Source organism: Streptomyces sp. NPDC001606, from assembly GCF_053596835.1.
Window position 1 is genome coordinate 536,507 of the sequence record NZ_JBSFHC010000002.1, and the last position, 16,082, is coordinate 552,588.

Consider the following 16,082-nt stretch of genomic DNA (forward strand, 5'->3'; position numbering starts at 1 on the left):
CGTGGAAGTTGTCATCGTTCCGGACGCCGCGGCGGGCGGCGAACTGATCGCCGAGGCCATGGCGCAGCTGCTGCGACGCAAGCCGGACGCCCTGCTCGGGGTGGCCACCGGCTCCACCCCGCTGCCCGTCTACCAGGCCCTGACCGCGAAGGTGCGGGCCGGCGCCGTGGACACCGCGCAGGCCCGGATCGCCCAGCTCGACGAGTACGTCGGGCTGCCCGCCGACCACCCCGAGTCCTACCGCTCGGTGCTCCGCCGCGAGGTGCTGGAACCGCTCGGCATAGGCATGGACGCCTTCCTCGGGCCGGACGGCACGGCGGAGGACGTCCAGGCGGCGTGCGAGGCGTACGACCGGGCGCTGGCCGAGGCCGGCGGGGTGGACCTCCAGCTGCTCGGCATCGGCACCGACGGGCACATCGGCTTCAACGAGCCCTGCTCCTCGCTCGCCTCGCGGACCCGGATCAAGACGCTGACCGAGCAGACCCGGGTGGACAACGCCCGCTTCTTCGAGGGCGACATCACGCAGGTCCCGCACCATGTGATCACCCAGGGCATCGGCACCATCCTGGAGGCCCGGCACCTGGTGCTGCTGGCGACCGGCGAGGGCAAGGCGGACGCGGTCGCGGCGACGGTCGAGGGGCCGGTGGCCGCGGTGTGCCCGGCGTCGGCGCTCCAGCTGCACCCGCACGCCACGGTGGTCGTGGACGAGGCCGCGGCGGGCAAGCTGAAGCTGGCGGACTACTTCCGCCACACGTACGCGAACAAGCCGGAGTGGCAGGGCATCTAGAACTGCGGGGCGCACGGCTCCCTCCTCTGTGGCCTAGACCAGCCCGGGTCCGGGCGGTATATAGAGGGGATCACTGGGCGGCCGGGTGGAGTCGTGTGACAGTAAGCCGTGCCACGATGTGAGCGGGGCCGATGGGATGTCGGTCGCTTTCGGCATTCGGAGCCGGGAAGGCAGAGCATGAGCACCGACGTCAGCAGTGCGGAGAACGAGGCCGGGACAACCGTCCGTACCGCGCGCGTGCCCAAGTACTACCGCTTGAAGAAGCACCTCCTCGACATGACGGAGACGCAGGCACCGGGCACCCCGGTGCCGCCCGAGCGCACGCTGGCGGCCGAGTTCGACACCTCCCGCACCACCGTCCGGCAGGCCCTTCAGGAGCTGGTGGTGGAGGGCCGGCTGGAGCGGATCCAGGGCAAGGGCACCTTCGTCGCCAAGCCCAAGGTCTCCCAGGCGCTCCAGCTCACCTCCTACACCGAGGACATGCGCGCCCAGGGCCTGGAGCCGACCTCGCAGCTGCTGGACATCGGGTACATCACGGCCGACGACCGGCTCGCCGAGCTGCTCGACATCACCGCCGGCGGGCGCGTCCTGCGCATCGAGCGGCTGCGCATGGCCAACGGCGAGCCGATGGCCATCGAGACCACCCATCTGAGCGCCAAGCGCTTCCCCGCCCTGCGCCGCTCGCTGGTGAAGTACACCTCGCTGTACACCGCGCTCGCCGAGGTCTACGACGTCCACCTCGCCGAGGCCGAGGAGACCATCGAGACCTCGCTGGCCACCCCGCGCGAGGCGGGCCTGCTCGGCACCGACGTGGGGCTGCCGATGCTGCTGCTCTCCCGGCACTCGCGCGACCGCGAGGGCCAGCCGGTGGAGTGGGTGCGGTCCGTGTACCGGGGCGATCGGTACAAGTTCGTCGCACGGCTCAAGCGCCCGGCGGAATAGGGGCCGAACAGGAGGGGAAGCCTCCGGAGGCCGCCGCCGAAGTCGGTGTGCCGATATGCGGACGAGGTCTTCCACTGACGTGATCCCGTCACCTAGATTGCCGCGCATCACGCGGTGATCAACGAGGGGACGGAGCACATGCCAGAAACACCAGAAGTGAGTCCACCGGTCGTCACACCGGTCCGGGTGGTCATCGGCCTGTGTCTCGTCGCGCCCTTCGTGGCGATGCTGTGGGTCGGCTCGTACGCCAAGACGGACCCCACGCTCATCGGGATCCCGTTCTTCTACTGGTACCAGATGCTCTGGGTGCCGATCGCCTCGGTGCTCACCATCGCGGCGTACAAGCTGTGGCAGCGTGACCAGCGCGCCCGTGCCGCCCAGAAGGGGGGTGCAGCGAAGTGAAGGACGGCGTCAACGGCGTCGCGCTCGGCGTCTTCATCTTCTTCTTCCTGGCCGTCACGGTCATGGGCTTCCTGGCCTCGCGCTGGCGGCGGGCCGAGAACGAGCAGTCCCTGGACGAGTGGGGCCTCGGCGGCCGGTCGTTCGGCACCTGGATCACCTGGTTCCTGCTCGGCGGTGACATCTACACCGCGTACACCTTCGTCGCCGTACCGGCGGCGGTCTACGCGGCGGGCGCGTCCGGCTTCTTCGCGGTGCCGTACACGGTCATCGTCTACCCGCTGATCTTCACCTTCCTGCCGCGCCTGTGGTCGGTCTCGCACCGCCACGGCTATGTCACCACCTCCGACTTCGTGCGCGGCCGGTTCGGTTCCAAGGGCCTGTCGCTCGCGGTGGCGGTCACCGGCATCCTCGCGACCATGCCGTACATCGCGCTCCAGCTGGTGGGCATCCAGGCGGTGCTGGACGTGATGGGCATCGGCGGCGGCGAGAACACCAACTGGTTCGTGAAGGACCTGCCGCTGCTGATCGCCTTCGGTGTGCTGGCGGCCTACACCTACTCCTCCGGTCTGCGGGCGCCCGCGCTGATCTCGTTCGTCAAGGACACGCTGATCTACATCGTCATCGCGGTGGCGATCATCTACATCCCGATCAAGCTGGGCGGGTTCGACGACGTCTTCGCCAAGGCGACCCACGCGCTCAGCCAGGTCAACCCGGCCACCGGCAAGCCGCGCGGCGCCATCGCCCCGCCGGAGGCGGGCCAGTGGACGTACGCCACGCTGGCGTTCGGCTCCGCCCTCGCCCTGTTCATGTATCCGCACTCGGTCACCGCGACGCTCTCCTCCAAGAGCCGTGACGTGATCCGCCGCAACACCGCGATCCTGCCGCTGTACTCCCTGATGCTGGCCTTCCTGGCACTGCTGGGCTTCATGGCGATCGCGGCCGGGGTGAAGGTCACCAACGGGCAGCTGGCGATCCCGCAGCTGTTCGAGGACATGTTCCCGGACTGGTTCACGGGCGTCGCCTTCGCGGCGATCGGCATCGGCGCGCTGGTCCCGGCGGCGATCATGTCCATCGCGGCCGCCAACCTCTTCACCCGCAACATCTACAAGGACTTCATCAAGCCGGACGCCACGCCGGCGCAGGAGACCCGGGTCTCCAAGCTGGTGTCCCTGCTGGTGAAGGTGGGCGCGCTGGTCTTCGTCCTGACCATGGACAAGACGGTCGCCATCAACTTCCAGCTGCTGGGCGGCATCTGGATCGTGCAGACCTTCCCGGCGATGGTCGGCGGCCTGTTCACCCGCTGGTTCCACCGCTGGGCGCTGCTGGCCGGCTGGGCGGTCGGCATGGTGTACGGCACGGTCGCCGCGTACGGTGTCGCCTCGCCGACCCAGGCGCACTTCGGCGGCTCGGCCAAGGAGATCCCCGGCATCGGCCAGATCGGCTACATCGGCCTCACGGCGTTCCTGCTCAACGCCGCGGTCACCGTGGTCCTGACCCTCGTCCTGAAGGCCCTGAAGGCCCCCGAGGGCGTCGACGAGACCAGTCCCGAGGACTACACGGCCGACGCCGGCGACCCGGGCGTCCAGGCGGAACTCCCGCCGGCCACCGCGGGCGCCGGTCACTGAGCGCGCCGTACGACGGGCCGCCGGAGCGCATCCGGCGGCCCGTTGCCGTACCCGGGACCGGAATCCGCCGCCGGAGCGGCCCGACATCGCCCTGTCGGCCCATGAGTTGACGCTCCGGGACCGGTGCGACACAACATCTGGGGGTGACACCGCACCCCGGCACTAGATGTATGCTCATGCTCGCTGTCGCCGCAGGGGAATCCGGTGCGAATCCGGAACTGTCCCGCAACGGTGTACTTGCGTGTATCCGCACGCCTGTTCCAGTCCGAGGACCTGCCGACAGCGCGCCCGGCCGTCCGGTCCGGGTGCCCTGAGACGTCCGGGCCTCGTGGAGTGGGCCGGTGGACGCGACGCCGTGCGCGCTCGTGGCTGCCCCCTGCCCTCCGCCGGGCCCCCGTGCCGAGCGAGGGAGAGCCCCACGTGACCATCGCGCCAGCAGATCCGGCTTCAGCGAGCGGACCGGAGACCGACGGTCCCGGCACCGCGCTGCTGCGGACCCTGACCGAGCTGACCGCCGACCTCCCCGACGCCGACCCGGGCCGGGTCGCCGCCGCCGCGCTGCGCGGCCGCTCCGCGCGGGCCGACGAGGCGGAGCTGCGCGAGCTGGCCACGGAGGCGGCCGCCGGCCTCATCTCCGAGGACCCCGCCTACTCCAGGCTGGCCGCCCGGCTGCTCACCCTCACCATCCGGGACGAGGCCGCCTCGCAGGGCGTGACCTCGTTCACCGAGTCGGTCGCCGTCGGCCACCGCGAGGGCCTCGTCGCCGACCGCACCGCCGCGTTCGTCGCGCAGCACGCCGAGCGGCTGGACGCGCTGGTCGACCGGGACGCCGACGACCGCTTCGGCTACTTCGGTCTGCGCACCCTGCACAGCCGCTATCTGCTGCGGCACCCGATCACCCGCAAGGTGATCGAGACGCCCCAGTTCTTCATGCTGCGGGTGGCGAGCGGGCTGGCCGAGGACGACACCGTCCGCTCGGTGGACGAGGTCGCCGCGCTCTACAAGCTCATGAGCCGCCTCGACTACCTGCCCTCCTCCCCCACCCTGTTCAACTCCGGCACCCGGCACCCGCAGATGTCGTCCTGCTATCTGCTGGACTCCCCGCTGGACGAGCTGGACTCCATCTACGACCGCTACCACCAGGTCGCCCGGCTCTCGAAGCACGCCGGCGGCATCGGTCTGTCGTACTCCCGGATCCGGTCCCGCGGCTCGCTGATCCGGGGCACCAACGGGCACTCCAACGGCATCGTGCCGTTCCTGAAGACCCTGGACGCCTCGGTCGCCGCGGTGAACCAGGGCGGCCGGCGCAAGGGCGCCGCCGCCGTCTACCTGGAGACCTGGCACTCCGACATCGAGGAGTTCCTGGAGCTGCGGGACAACACCGGTGAGGACGCCCGCCGTACGCACAACCTGAACCTCGCGCACTGGATCCCGGACGAGTTCATGCGCCGGGTCAACGCCGACGAGCAGTGGTCGCTGTTCTCCCCGGCGGACGTGCCCGAGCTGGTCGACCTGTGGGGCGCGGAGTTCGACGCCGCCTACCGCAAGGCCGAGCAGGCGGGCCTGGCGAAGAAGACCATCCCGGCCCGTGAGCTGTACGGCCGGATGATGCGCACCCTCGCGCAGACCGGCAACGGCTGGATGACCTTCAAGGACGCCGCCAACCGCACCGCCAACCAGACCGCCCTGCCGGGCCATGTCGTGCACTCCTCCAACCTCTGCACGGAGATCCTGGAGGTCACCGACGACGGCGAGACGGCGGTCTGCAACCTGGGGTCGGTCAACCTCGGCGCCTTCGTGCGCGACGGGGACATCGACTGGGAGCGGCTGGACGAGACGGTCCGCACGGCCGTCACCTTCCTCGACCGGGTCGTGGACATCAACTTCTACCCGACCGAGCAGGCGGGGCGGTCGAACGCCAAGTGGCGTCCGGTCGGCCTGGGCGCGATGGGCCTCCAGGACGTCTTCTTCAAGCTGCGGCTGCCCTTCGACTCGCCCGAGGCCAAGGCGCTCTCCACCCGGATCGCCGAGCGCATCATGCTCGCCGCGTACGAGGCCTCCGCCGACCTCGCCGAGCGCAACGGCCCGCTGCCGGCCTGGGAGAAGACCCGTACCGCGCAGGGCGTGCTGCACCCGGACCACTACGACGTGGAGCTGACCTGGCCGGAGCGCTGGGCGGCGCTGCGGGCCCGCATCGCCGCCGTCGGCATGCGCAACTCGCTGCTCCTCGCGATCGCGCCGACCGCCACCATCGCCTCCATCGCGGGCGTCTACGAGTGCATCGAGCCGCAGGTGTCCAACCTGTTCAAGCGCGAGACGCTGTCCGGTGAGTTCCTCCAGGTCAACTCCTACCTGGTGCAGGACCTGAAGGACCTGGGCGTATGGGACGCGCGCACCCGGGAGGCGCTGCGGGACAGCAACGGCTCGGTGCAGGACTTCGTGTGGATCCCGGAGGAGGTGCGCCGGCTGTACCGCACGGCCTGGGAGATCCCGCAGCGCGGCCTGATCGACATGGCCGCCGCCCGCACCCCGTTCCTGGACCAGGCGCAGTCCCTGAACCTGTTCATGGAGACGCCGACCATCGGCAAGCTCTCCTCGATGTACGCCTACGCCTGGAAGTCCGGGCTGAAGACCACGTACTACCTGCGCTCGCGTCCGGCGACCCGGATCGCCCGCGCGGCCCAGGCACAGACCGCCATCCCCGTGCAGCAGGCGGCCGACCCCGACGCCGTCGCCTGCTCCCTTGAGAACCCCGAGTCCTGCGAGGCCTGCCAGTAATGACCACCCGAAACACGAACCTGCTCGACCCGGGCTTCGAACTGACCCTGCGTCCCATGCGCTACCCGGACTTCTACGAGCGCTACCGGGACGCCATCAAGAACACCTGGACCGTCGAGGAGGTCGACCTCCACTCGGACGTGGCCGACCTGGCGAAGCTGACGCCGGAGGAGCAGCACCTCATCGGCCGGCTGGTCGCCTTCTTCGCGACGGGCGACTCGATCGTCGCGAACAACCTGGTCCTGACGCTGTACAAGCACATCAACTCCCCGGAGGCGCGCCTGTACCTGTCGCGCCAGCTGTTCGAGGAGGCCGTGCACGTCCAGTTCTATCTGACGCTGCTCGACACCTATCTGCCCGACCCGGACGACCGGGCCGCAGCCTTCGCGGCCGTGGAGAACATCCCGTCGATCCGTGAGAAGGCGCAGTTCTGCTTCCGGTGGATGGACTCGGTCGACAACCTGGACCGGCTGGAGACCAAGGCCGACCGCCGGCGCTTCCTGCTGAACCTGATCTGCTTCGCCGCGTGCATCGAGGGCCTGTTCTTCTACGGCGCCTTCGCGTACGTCTACTGGTTCCGCAGCCGGGGTCTGCTGCACGGTCTGGCCACCGGCACCAACTGGGTGTTCCGCGACGAGACGATGCACATGTCCTTCGCCTTCGACGTGGTCGACACCGTCCGCAAGGAGGAGCCCGAGCTCTTCGACGACCAGCTCCAGCAGCAGGTGACGGACATGCTGCGCGAGGCCGTCGAGGCGGAGCTCCAGTTCGCCCGCGACCTGTGCGGTGACGGGCTGCCCGGGATGAACACCGACTCGATGCGGCAGTACCTCGAGTGCGTCGCCGACCAGCGGCTGTCCCGGCTCGGCTTCGCCCCGGTGTACGGCTCCGAGAACCCCTTCTCCTTCATGGAGCTCCAGGGCGTCCAGGAGCTGACCAACTTCTTCGAGCGCCGTCCCTCGGCGTACCAGGTGGCGGTGGAGGGCACCGTCGACCTGGACGAGGACTTCTAGCCGGCGCTCCGGCGCACCCTGCCGGCGCGTGGTCCAGGCTCCCCAGGCGGCCCGGACCCGCGCCGGTGTCAGGTGTGCTCGCCGCGGCCTACCAGGGGAGGGGCCGCAGGCGCAGGTCGTGCGGGCGCAGGGTGATGCCCACCCGGGTGGTGTCGTTCGACCCGGGGGCCTGCTCGAAGCGGTACTTCGCCGAGACGGCCGCGGTGATCAGGCTCAGCTGGGTCATCGAGAAGTGGTCGCTCGGGCACTTGCGGTTGCCCACGCTGAACGGGCTCATCGCGTACTTCGGCACCTCCCCTGCCCGCTCCGGCAGCCAGCGGTCGGGGTCGAAGTCGAGGGTGCGGTCGTAGGAGCGGGGGTCGCGCTGGATGGCGTACGGGCTGTAGACGATGTCCGCCCCGGCCGGAATGCGATAGTCCCCGAGCACGGTGTCGCGCACCGCGCGGCGCGTCAGAATCCATACGGCCGGCCTGAGCCGCATGGCCTCGACGACGACATTGTTGGTGTGGGTGAGTGAGCGGACGTGCTCGAATCCGACCGGTCGGCCACCGGTCACGGATTCGACCTCGGTCCGTACCTTCTCGGCGTGTTCCGGGTGTTCCGCGAGGACCTGGAGCAGCCACATGATCGTGGACGCCACGGTTTCGCTGCCGGGGGTGAGTATCGCGACGACCTGATCGTGGATCTCCTGTTCCCCGATGGGGTCGCCATTGTCGTCCTTCGCCTCCAGCAATGCCGTCAGCAAATCGTCCGGCTTTTGACCAGATGCCCTCCGCTCGGCGACGATCTCGTCCACGAGGAGATGCAAATCGGCCAGCGCCCGGTTGAATTCACGGTTGGCCGGGAACGGCAGCCGGTAGAGGGGTCCGAGGGGGATCACCATCCTGCGGTACATACCGCGGAAGACGGTGGCGAGGTCGATGCTCAGCCGCTCGGCGCGCTCGTCCATGTACTCGCCGCGCAGCAGACAGCGGGCGGCGATCCGGACGGCCACCCGGAAGGACTCCGAGGTGCAGTCGATGGTCTCGCCGGGCCGCCAGCGCTCGGTGAGGCCGTGCGCCTCCTCCTCCATGATCGGCCCGTAGCCGGGGATCGCGTCCAGCCGGAAGGCGGGCTGGATGGTGCGGCGCTGACGGCGGTGCCGGGGGCCGTTGGCGGTGGCCACGCCCTCCTTGCCGAGCAGCCCCTCCAGGGACTCCCACAGCGGCCCGTCGATCTTGAAGTCGGGGCTGAGGGCGAGGGCGCCGGTGAGCTCCGGCGTGGTGACGGCGTACACCGTCTTGGGGCCCAGCTTGAGGCGTACGACGTCGCCGTGGCCGCGCAGCGCGGACATGAAGGCGAGCGGGTCGCGGACCAGTTTCAGCCCGTGTCCGAGGCCCGGTACGGTGCCTTGGGCCAGGGGCGGTTCGCGCAGCTCGCCGGCCGCGGGGGCCACGGGCCGCGGGGAAGACTCGACGGTCATTTCTCACCTGCCGCTTCGTTGCTGACGTACGGGGGTGTGGCGCGGTCGTCCCAGCTGTCGACCATGTACCGGCCGGACTCGTGGTGGAACCAGTAGACGGTGCTGAACCAGTTCCGCATATAGCCGAGGCAACGGTGGACCGCGGCGCTCAGTTCCTTTCCGCGGGCGGTTCCGTCGGCGAGACCGTCGGCGAATCGCAGGGCGTCCTGTTCGACGTCCAGGAATTCCTGGATGCATCCCTCGACGCGCCGCCTGATTTCGTCGATCGATTCCTCGAGACTCAGCCCCTCATGGGTGATGAGGCAGATTCCGAGATTGTGGACCTCGTCGCCCGCTATTTCCTTGGGCAGTGAGCACAGGTCGTTGTACCAGGCGGCGAATTCCTGGCTCAGCAGTGCGGCCCGGCGATAGGCGGGGTGGTGCCTTATCGCGTCCGGCAGTTCGCACCCGGCGCTCGGTTCGAGCAGATCGGTCCATATCCAGTGCGCGAAGGTGTGCCGGCGCAGGGCGAGGTATTCCTCGACGCCGGGTATGTGTCCCTGGGTGCGGTTGCGGAACTCGCGGTCGTAGGCCTCGATGACCGCGTGGAAGTGCCGGGCGAACCGCTGGTTCCAGGTGCGCGGCAGGAAGCCGTACAGCCGGAGCACACTGTCGGCGAACCCCGAGACCAGCGGGTCCGGATGGTGCAGATGGTGCCTGGGGGCGTCGAGGGCCGCGTGCAGCCGGTGCCTGAGGCGCCGCCAGTCGCCGGCCCGGCCGTGCACGACGTCCCGGTCGTGGCGGTCGTCCCAGACGAAGAACCATGCGCTGTAGTCGGCTATGGCCTGCAAGACCTCGTCGCGGGCGCCGGTGTAGTAGCCGGCCATGAGGTCCGTGTAGCACAGTCCGTCGGCATATTCCTGCACCTTGTCCGCCGGCATGAGCCGCTTTTCGAGCAGCCACAGCCGGGTGTTCTCCTGGAGCCGGGGCCAATACGGGTGCAGTTGCCGAGGAAACGCGGATTCGATCACCGGGAGTGCCAGCGAGGGCGGTACGACGACCGCCGTCGGTGTCGCTGTGGTGCTGTGTGGGAAAGCTTGCACGAACAAACCCCTCTCAGCCGCCAGGAGCACACGCCCCTCCGGTTGTGCCGGGCGTGCGCCGTTGCGTATCCCCGCACTCCCCATTCAGCACCACAACTGACCGCCGTGGGAACGGATTTGCTTCACTCACTACCCCAACATGCCGAGAATCCCCCCTTGCGTGACTGGTTGACTGTCACTAGACGTACCGAACGGATCGGTTGTACGACGCACGGACGAGCGATCCGGAACGCACGAAGGGCGCCCGACCAGGGTGTGATCCCCGGTCGGACGCCCCGACCCCGGCGCGGCCGCTAGTCGTTGGCGACCACGGGGTAGCGTGGCTCGTTCTCGGCCATCTGCCGCAGCGCGTCCTTGCGGTCCCGCTTGGACAGCCGGTCGATGTACAGGTAGCCGTAGAGGTGGTCCGTCTCGTGCTGCAAACACCGTGCGAAGTAGCCGGTGCCACGGACCTTGATCGGGTTGCCCCGCTCGTCCTGGCCGGTCACCTCGGCGTAGTCGGGGCGCGCGAGCGGCGCATAGGCGCCCGGCACGGACAGGCAGCCCTCGTTGCTGTCGTCCAGGACCCGCTTCCCGGCGGGCAGGTCCACCAGCTTCGGGTTGCACACCACGCCGACGTGCCGCTTGCCCTCGTCGTCCTGGCAGTCGTAGACGAAGACCTTCAGGTCCACCCCGATCTGGTTGGCGGCCAGGCCCACGCCCTCGGCGGTGCGCTGGCTGGCGAACATGTCGGCGACCAGCTGCTGGAGCTCCTCGCCGAACTCGGTGACGTCCTTGCACTCCTTGTGCAGGACCGGGTTGCCGACGACCGTGACGGGCCGCGAGGTCCCGCGCTCCCGCCAGGCCGTCTCGCGCTCCTCGCAGTCCTCCGTGTCGACGACATAGCCCTCGTCGTCGACGGGGAGCACGCCCGCGTGCTGCTGATCGGTGTCCTGCTGAGCCATGACCGACGTACGCCTTCCTGCAAGCCTGAAAGTTCTGCGACTACAGCCTAAAGGGGGCCGGTCGCCGTCGGCTCAGCAAACCTCTTCGAGATCCCGCCAGTCCCTGGAGTCCGGGCTGTCCGCGACCCACCCGTCCAGCAGGCCCCGGACCAGCGAGGCCGGCGCGGCCACCCCGCACTCCCGCTCCGGCACCCACAGCTGCCCGTCCGTCCGGTGCCCCAGCGGCCCCGGATGACCCGGCTCGCTGTGGTCGTGCGGGTCGAGATGGATCCCCTCCCCCTCGTCGGAGGGCATCCGGGACTCGGAACACATCCGGCACAGCAGCCGCACCGACGAGGACCAGTCCTCCGCGGCGAACCCGGCGTCGGCCGCCAGCTGCTCCAGCGCGTCCCGGTCCGCCTCCGTGGCCGCCTCCAGCAGCACCACCCAGGTGGGGACGGGCGACGGCGCCCACAGCTCGATCTCGTCGAAGACCGGGTAGGCGTGCCCGGCCGACGTGGTGCGCTCGCCGTGCGGGACGCCGTCGTGCAGCACCACCTCGCCCCAGCGCCGCCCGGACGAGGGCAACGGGATGGAGAGGACCTCCATCCGGGCCGGGTCCAGCCTGCGGCCCCACACCACCTCGGCCTCGCCCTCCGGGGAGAGCCGTACCGCCGCGCTGCCGAGCGCCATGCCGAGCGGCTCGCCGGAGGCGGTGGCACCGCCGGGCACCTTCAGGCCGTACGCCTGCCAGGCGCGGCGGGCCAGCGGCCAGTCCTGGAGCGCGGTCGCGGCGATGCCGACGTTCCACCAGTCGGGCGCCCCGCTCTCCCGCTCGAGCAGGGCGACGGCGCGCAGCCCGGCGGCGCGGGCCTGCTCCCAGTCGTGCCGGAACTTGTGCAGCAGGGCGAGGTTGAACCAGGACTCCGACAGCCAGGGTTCCAGGTCGGCAGCGCGTGTCAGCAGCTCGCCCGCGTCCTCGTACCGGCCGTCGCCGATGAGTGTGAACGCGCGGTCCGTGGCCTGCCGCCAGGAGGCGGAGGGCCGGTGCCGTCCCTTTCCGAAGATCCTCACGATTCCCGCCTGCCAGTTCCAGATCACACAGTGGGCTGGCTTCTGCCCCCGGACACCCTCTCCCTCGCATCCAACCACGTACGGTGGGAAAGGCGCTCATTACCCATGGGTTACCCAGCCGGGGGCCGGGTCAGACAGTGCCGTACGTCTCCCCGCGGCCCCCTCCGGGCCGCTTCCCGAGCGGCCGCGCGGCTGGGCCAGCACCCGGGCGAGCGACTCCACGACCTCGGGCGCGTACTGCCCGGCGGTGCCGAGCCGCAGCTCCTCCAGCGCCCGCAGCGGCCCCTGCGGACCGGCGTCCCAGGTCTTCTCCTCGTAGGCGTTCACGGCCCGCACGATCCGGGCGGCGAGCGGCTGCTCGGCGCAGGGGTCGGCCTGCCGCTCCACCACGACGGCGACGGCCGGGTCCACCCCGGTCTGCCGTACGACGGCCCCGCCGAGCAGGGCGATCCGCCGCTGCTCGGCCACGGGCAGCCCGGCGGTGGCCCCGGCCGGGACCGGGTCGACCAGGCTGAGCTGGCCGATGTCGTGCATCAGGGCCGCGTACTCCAGCACGGTCAGTTCCGGCCCGGTCAGCCCCAGGTCCCGCCCCACGGCGAGGCTCAGCGCGGCCACCCGGCGGGCGTGCCCGGCCGGGGTGTATCCGGCGACCTCGGTGGCCCGGGCCAGCGAGGCGATGGTCTGCCGGTAGGTGGCACGGACGGCCGCGTACCGGCGCAGGGACAGCTGGGTGAGCAGCAGGGGCAGGCAGAACACCGGCAGCGCCCACAGGCCGACGACGGCGACCGCGAGCGCGATGACGGCACCGGTCGCGCACACGGCGGAGCCGATGCCGAGCAGCCCGCGCAGCTCCTCGCGCAACAGCGGGGCGAACGGCCAGCCGGTGCGGCAGTGGGCGAGGGCGGCGGCGAGCACGGCGTCGCACAGCGCGGTCAGGCCGAGCACGGCGATCAGGAGCAGCGCGTAGGCGGGGCCGCTCCAGGAGGTGAACACCCCCCGGTTGTAGAGGGGTTGGAAGCAGACGGCGGCGAAGCCGACGGTGAGGATCCGGCGGGCCAGATGGTCCGGGGCGTCGCCGCGGCCGCGCCACACGTGCGGGACGGCACCGATCAGGGCGGCGGCGAGCACGACACTGACGACCTGGGCGGGGCCGTGGTGGGTGGGGTGTCCGGCGTCGGCGCCGAGCAGGGCGTACGACAGCGAGCCGGCGGTGCCGAGCGGTGCGGCCTGACGCGCCTCGACGCCGCTGGCGGGGGTCCCGCCCGCGCGGACGTAGGGGAGCGCCTGCGGGAGGGCCAGCTCGCCGACGGCTATGAGCACGCCGAAGGTGAGCGCGACGCCGGGCTCCGCCAGGCCGCCCCACAGGGTGACGGCGAGGGCGCTGCCCGCGGCGAGGGCGGCGGCGCCGTGGACGAGCCGCAGCGCGGTCACCGGGAGGCCCCGGTGACGGGCCGGCCGCCCGGCCCCGGGTACGCCGGTTCGTCGGCGGTGACGGCGGGGTGCCAGCCGTGGCAGTCGAGCGCCCGGACCAGCGCGCGGACCATGCGCGGGTCGAACTGGGTGCCCGCGCAGCGCTCCAGTTCGGCGAGGGCCGCCTCGACCGGGCGGGCCCTGCTGTAGGTGCGGGTGGAGGTCATGGCGTCGAAGGCGTCGGCGACGGCGACGACCCGGGCGCACTCGGGGATCTGGCCGCCGGCCAGGCCGTAGGGGTAGCCGCTGCCGTCGAGGCGCTCGTGGTGGTGCAGGATCGCGGCGCGGGCCTCGCCGAGGAAGGAGATCCCGCGGACCATCTCATGGCCGTACTCGGGATGCAGTTCGATGACCCGCCGCTCCTCGGGGGTGAGCGGGCCGTCCTTGCGCAGCAGCCGGGTGGGCACCCCGAGCTTGCCGACGTCGTGCAGGATGCCGGCGAAGCGCAGCACCTCGACGCGGTCGTCGTCCATGCCGAGTTCGCGGGCGATCAGCACGGAGGCCCGGCCGACGCGTTCGCTGTGGCCGCGCGTGTAGCCGTCCTTGATGTCGACGGCCTGCACCAGGGCGCGGATGGTGGCCTGGTGGGCGGCGCGTTCCCGGTGGTACTGGGCGAACACCCACCAGGAGACGCACATCGGCAGCAGCACCAGGAGCGCGGCGACCGGGCCGTACCGGCTGCGCCACAGCACGGCCATCATCAGCCCGGCGAGTCCGTGCACCGCGACCGGGGCGAGCGAGCGGGAGAGCAGTCCGCGCCAGGCCCGGCGCGGCGGCACATGCCCGGCCGAGGCGCGCAGCGCGCCGTCGAGGACGGTGAGCACCAGGCAGAAGGCGAGCACGGCGGCGCCCGCGGGCAGCAGCACATACGGGAAGTCGGGGGTGACCACAGCATGCCGGCCGCCGAGGGACCAGTGCACCCGGGCCGCGGCCCACACGGCGAGCGCGGACCGTGCGGCCCGCCAGCCGCGCCGGGCCCACGCGGGGTGGCCGCCCGGGGCGAGCAGTGCGGCCGGCAGCGGGACGAGCGCGGCGGCCGGCGGGGGCAGCAGAAACGCCCCCGCGAGCAGCACGGGATAGAAGGTCGCGTCGAAGCGGCGGTGTACGGCGTGCTCACAGCCGGCGTAGAGCGCGGCGAGCAGACCGAGCGCCCACCAGGGGGTGCGGGTCTGCGGCAGCGGCAGCACGCAGAGCGCGGCGAGCAGGACGGTGCAGGCCACACAGGCGCGTGCCCTCGCCGGTACCGCCTCCATCACGCCCCTCCCCGACCGTGCCTTCCCGGCTGGGAGCCTAGGGCGGAATGCGGGGGTGCGGGGCTTATGACCTGAGGATTAGCACGTTCGGGTGATGCGGGCCGGTGGTCCGGCGGGGCGGCTCAGCCCTCTGCGGCCGGGGCGGTGACGTCGTGGTCGGGCACGGGCCGCCCGGCGCGGAGCAGTTCGAGCCGACTCATGACCTTGGCGCGCAGATCGGCGGGCACGTCGTCATGGCCGCAGCACCGCTTCACGAGCTTCTTCACGGCCTGTTCCAGGCCGTACTTCTCCAGGCACGGCGAGCATTCCTCGATGTGGTGCCGGAACTTGTCGCGATCGACTTCCGGCATCTCGCTGTCGAGGAACTCGTACAGATGGTCGAGGACCTCACTGCAGTCCGTCTCGTGCGGATCTCCGCAGCTCATGAGCCCGAACCTTTCGCTTCGTTCGACTCCCCGGCGCCCGCCGGCACCAGCCCGCGCTCACGGGCGTAGTCCTCCAGCATGCCGCGCAGCTGCCGGCGGCCCCGGTGCAGCCGGGACATCACCGTACCGATGGGTGTCCCCATGATGTCCGCGATCTCCTTGTACGCAAAGCCCTCTACGTCCGCGAGATAGACGGCGATGCGGAACTCCTCGGGGATCGCCTGGAGCGCCTCCTTCACGTCCGAGTCGGGCAGGTGGTCGAGCGCCTGCGACTCGGCGGAGCGCAGCCCCGTCGACATGTGCGACTCGGCGCGGGCGAGCTGCCAGTCCTCGATCTCCTCCGCGGCGGAGCGCTGCGGCTCACGCTGCTTCTTGCGGTAGGAGTTGATGAAGGTGTTGGTGAGGATGCGGTACAGCCACGCCTTGAGGTTGGTGCCCTCACGGAACTGGTGGAAGGACGCGTACGCCTTGGCGTACGTCTCCTGCACCAGGTCCTCGGCATCGGCCGGGTTGCGCGTCATGCGCAGCGCCGCCGAGTACATCTGGTCGAGGAATTCGAGCGCGTCCCGCTCGAAGCGCGCACTGCGCTCCGCGGACGACTCGGCGGCCGCCCCCGCGCTCATGCCCTGGCCCTCGGGCAGCTCCGCCTGGCCGTTGTCGGTCCCTGCGTCGGTCCCAGTGACCGGACCCACCTCCTCAAGATCCCGGGCAGGACCGAAACCGGTCCCACTCGATTCGGAGGATAGAACACGACCCGTGCCCGCCGCCGCTCGAATTGGCGCGGTCTTCGCCGCGTGCAGCACCGTCCAGTCCAGGTCAGTGCGGCTGCTGCGGCTCGGGCAGATG

Annotated in this window: 14 protein-coding genes and 1 riboswitch; of the genes, 6 read left to right on the forward strand and 8 right to left on the reverse strand. The window is 70.8% G+C overall.

What is annotated here, in order from left to right; translation table 11 throughout:
* The first annotated feature begins 1 nt into the window (after nucleotide 1).
* From nagB to ACWCV9_RS06825, 6 genes are all read left to right on the forward strand, one after another.
* Nucleotides 2-787 carry a glucosamine-6-phosphate deaminase gene (gene nagB, locus ACWCV9_RS06800; protein WP_385840069.1) on the forward strand — a complete coding sequence of 262 codons (786 nt, stop codon included), beginning with the start codon at nucleotides 2-4 and terminating at the stop codon, nucleotides 785-787.
* A gap of 177 nt (nucleotides 788-964) precedes the next feature.
* Nucleotides 965-1,729, forward strand: coding sequence for a GntR family transcriptional regulator (locus tag ACWCV9_RS06805; protein ID WP_385840070.1), 765 nt, complete (start codon nucleotides 965-967; stop codon nucleotides 1,727-1,729).
* A 138-nt stretch (nucleotides 1,730-1,867) separates the two neighbouring features.
* Nucleotides 1,868-2,131 (forward strand): DUF3311 domain-containing protein, encoded by a 264-nt coding sequence (locus tag ACWCV9_RS06810; RefSeq protein WP_385840071.1) that lies wholly within the window; start codon nucleotides 1,868-1,870, stop codon nucleotides 2,129-2,131.
* Entirely contained in the window at nucleotides 2,128-3,756 is a 1,629-nt protein-coding gene (mctP, locus tag ACWCV9_RS06815) for a monocarboxylate uptake permease MctP (RefSeq protein WP_385840073.1), read from the forward strand. The genes ACWCV9_RS06810 and mctP overlap by 4 nt, the downstream gene beginning before the upstream one ends.
* 170 nt (nucleotides 3,757-3,926) lie before the next feature.
* Nucleotides 3,927-4,051, forward strand: a riboswitch (cobalamin riboswitch).
* A 125-nt stretch (nucleotides 4,052-4,176) separates the two neighbouring features.
* A complete protein-coding gene (locus tag ACWCV9_RS06820) occupies nucleotides 4,177-6,534 on the forward strand; it encodes a ribonucleoside-diphosphate reductase subunit alpha (protein WP_450784597.1) in 2,358 nt (785 codons plus the stop codon).
* Nucleotides 6,534-7,547 carry a ribonucleotide-diphosphate reductase subunit beta gene (locus ACWCV9_RS06825; protein WP_385840075.1) on the forward strand — a complete coding sequence of 338 codons (1,014 nt, stop codon included), beginning with the start codon at nucleotides 6,534-6,536 and terminating at the stop codon, nucleotides 7,545-7,547. The genes ACWCV9_RS06820 and ACWCV9_RS06825 overlap by 1 nt, the downstream gene beginning before the upstream one ends.
* Nucleotides 7,548-7,635: 88 nt before the next feature.
* On the opposite strand, the gene ACWCV9_RS06830 is transcribed toward ACWCV9_RS06825, so the two are convergent.
* From ACWCV9_RS06830 to sigR, 8 genes are all read right to left on the reverse strand, one after another.
* Entirely contained in the window at nucleotides 7,636-9,009 is a 1,374-nt protein-coding gene (locus tag ACWCV9_RS06830; protein WP_450784598.1) for a bifunctional albaflavenone monooxygenase/terpene synthase, read from the reverse strand.
* Nucleotides 9,006-10,091 carry an epi-isozizaene synthase gene (gene cyc1, locus ACWCV9_RS06835; RefSeq protein ID WP_450784599.1) on the reverse strand — a complete coding sequence of 362 codons (1,086 nt, stop codon included), beginning with the start codon at nucleotides 10,089-10,091 and terminating at the stop codon, nucleotides 9,006-9,008. Before cyc1 ends, ACWCV9_RS06830 begins: the two co-directional genes overlap by 4 nt.
* A 293-nt stretch (nucleotides 10,092-10,384) precedes the next feature.
* Nucleotides 10,385-11,035, reverse strand: coding sequence for a peptide deformylase (def, locus tag ACWCV9_RS06840; protein WP_450784600.1), 651 nt, complete (start codon nucleotides 11,033-11,035; stop codon nucleotides 10,385-10,387).
* 72 nt (nucleotides 11,036-11,107) lie between these two features.
* Nucleotides 11,108-12,088 carry a tetratricopeptide repeat protein gene (locus tag ACWCV9_RS06845; protein WP_385840080.1) on the reverse strand — a complete coding sequence of 327 codons (981 nt, stop codon included), beginning with the start codon at nucleotides 12,086-12,088 and terminating at the stop codon, nucleotides 11,108-11,110.
* Between the two features lie 99 nt (nucleotides 12,089-12,187).
* Complete coding sequence (locus ACWCV9_RS06850) at nucleotides 12,188-13,519, reverse strand: HD-GYP domain-containing protein (RefSeq protein WP_450784601.1); 1,332 nt, start codon at nucleotides 13,517-13,519, stop codon at nucleotides 12,188-12,190.
* Nucleotides 13,516-14,811: an HD-GYP domain-containing protein gene (locus ACWCV9_RS06855; RefSeq protein WP_450784602.1), complete on the reverse strand. Its 1,296-nt coding sequence runs from the start codon at nucleotides 14,809-14,811 to the stop codon at nucleotides 13,516-13,518. The genes ACWCV9_RS06850 and ACWCV9_RS06855 overlap by 4 nt, the downstream gene beginning before the upstream one ends.
* Nucleotides 14,812-14,933: 122 nt before the next feature.
* The gene (gene rsrA, locus ACWCV9_RS06860) at nucleotides 14,934-15,236 is read right to left on the reverse strand and encodes a mycothiol system anti-sigma-R factor (RefSeq protein WP_450784603.1); all 303 of its coding nucleotides are present in this window, start codon (nucleotides 15,234-15,236) and stop codon (nucleotides 14,934-14,936) included.
* Complete coding sequence (gene sigR / locus ACWCV9_RS06865; protein ID WP_450784604.1) at nucleotides 15,233-15,928, reverse strand: RNA polymerase sigma factor SigR; 696 nt, start codon at nucleotides 15,926-15,928, stop codon at nucleotides 15,233-15,235. The genes rsrA and sigR overlap by 4 nt, the downstream gene beginning before the upstream one ends.
* Nucleotides 15,929-16,082 lie beyond the last annotated feature (154 nt).

Coding starts and splice junctions, on each gene's coding strand:
- ACWCV9_RS06805 (WP_385840070.1), top strand. CDS start 965: ATGAGCACCGACGTCAGCAGTGCGGAGAACGAGGCCGGGACAACCGTC.
- ACWCV9_RS06810 (WP_385840071.1), top strand. CDS start 1,868: ATGCCAGAAACACCAGAAGTGAGTCCACCGGTCGTCACACCGGTCCGG.
- ACWCV9_RS06825 (WP_385840075.1), top strand. CDS start 6,534: ATGACCACCCGAAACACGAACCTGCTCGACCCGGGCTTCGAACTGACC.
- ACWCV9_RS06830 (WP_450784598.1), bottom strand. CDS start 9,009: ATGACCGTCGAGTCTTCCCCGCGGCCCGTGGCCCCCGCGGCCGGCGAG.
- def (WP_450784600.1), bottom strand. CDS start 11,035: ATGGCTCAGCAGGACACCGATCAGCAGCACGCGGGCGTGCTCCCCGTC.
- ACWCV9_RS06855 (WP_450784602.1), bottom strand. CDS start 14,811: ATGGAGGCGGTACCGGCGAGGGCACGCGCCTGTGTGGCCTGCACCGTC.
- rsrA (WP_450784603.1), bottom strand. CDS start 15,236: ATGAGCTGCGGAGATCCGCACGAGACGGACTGCAGTGAGGTCCTCGAC.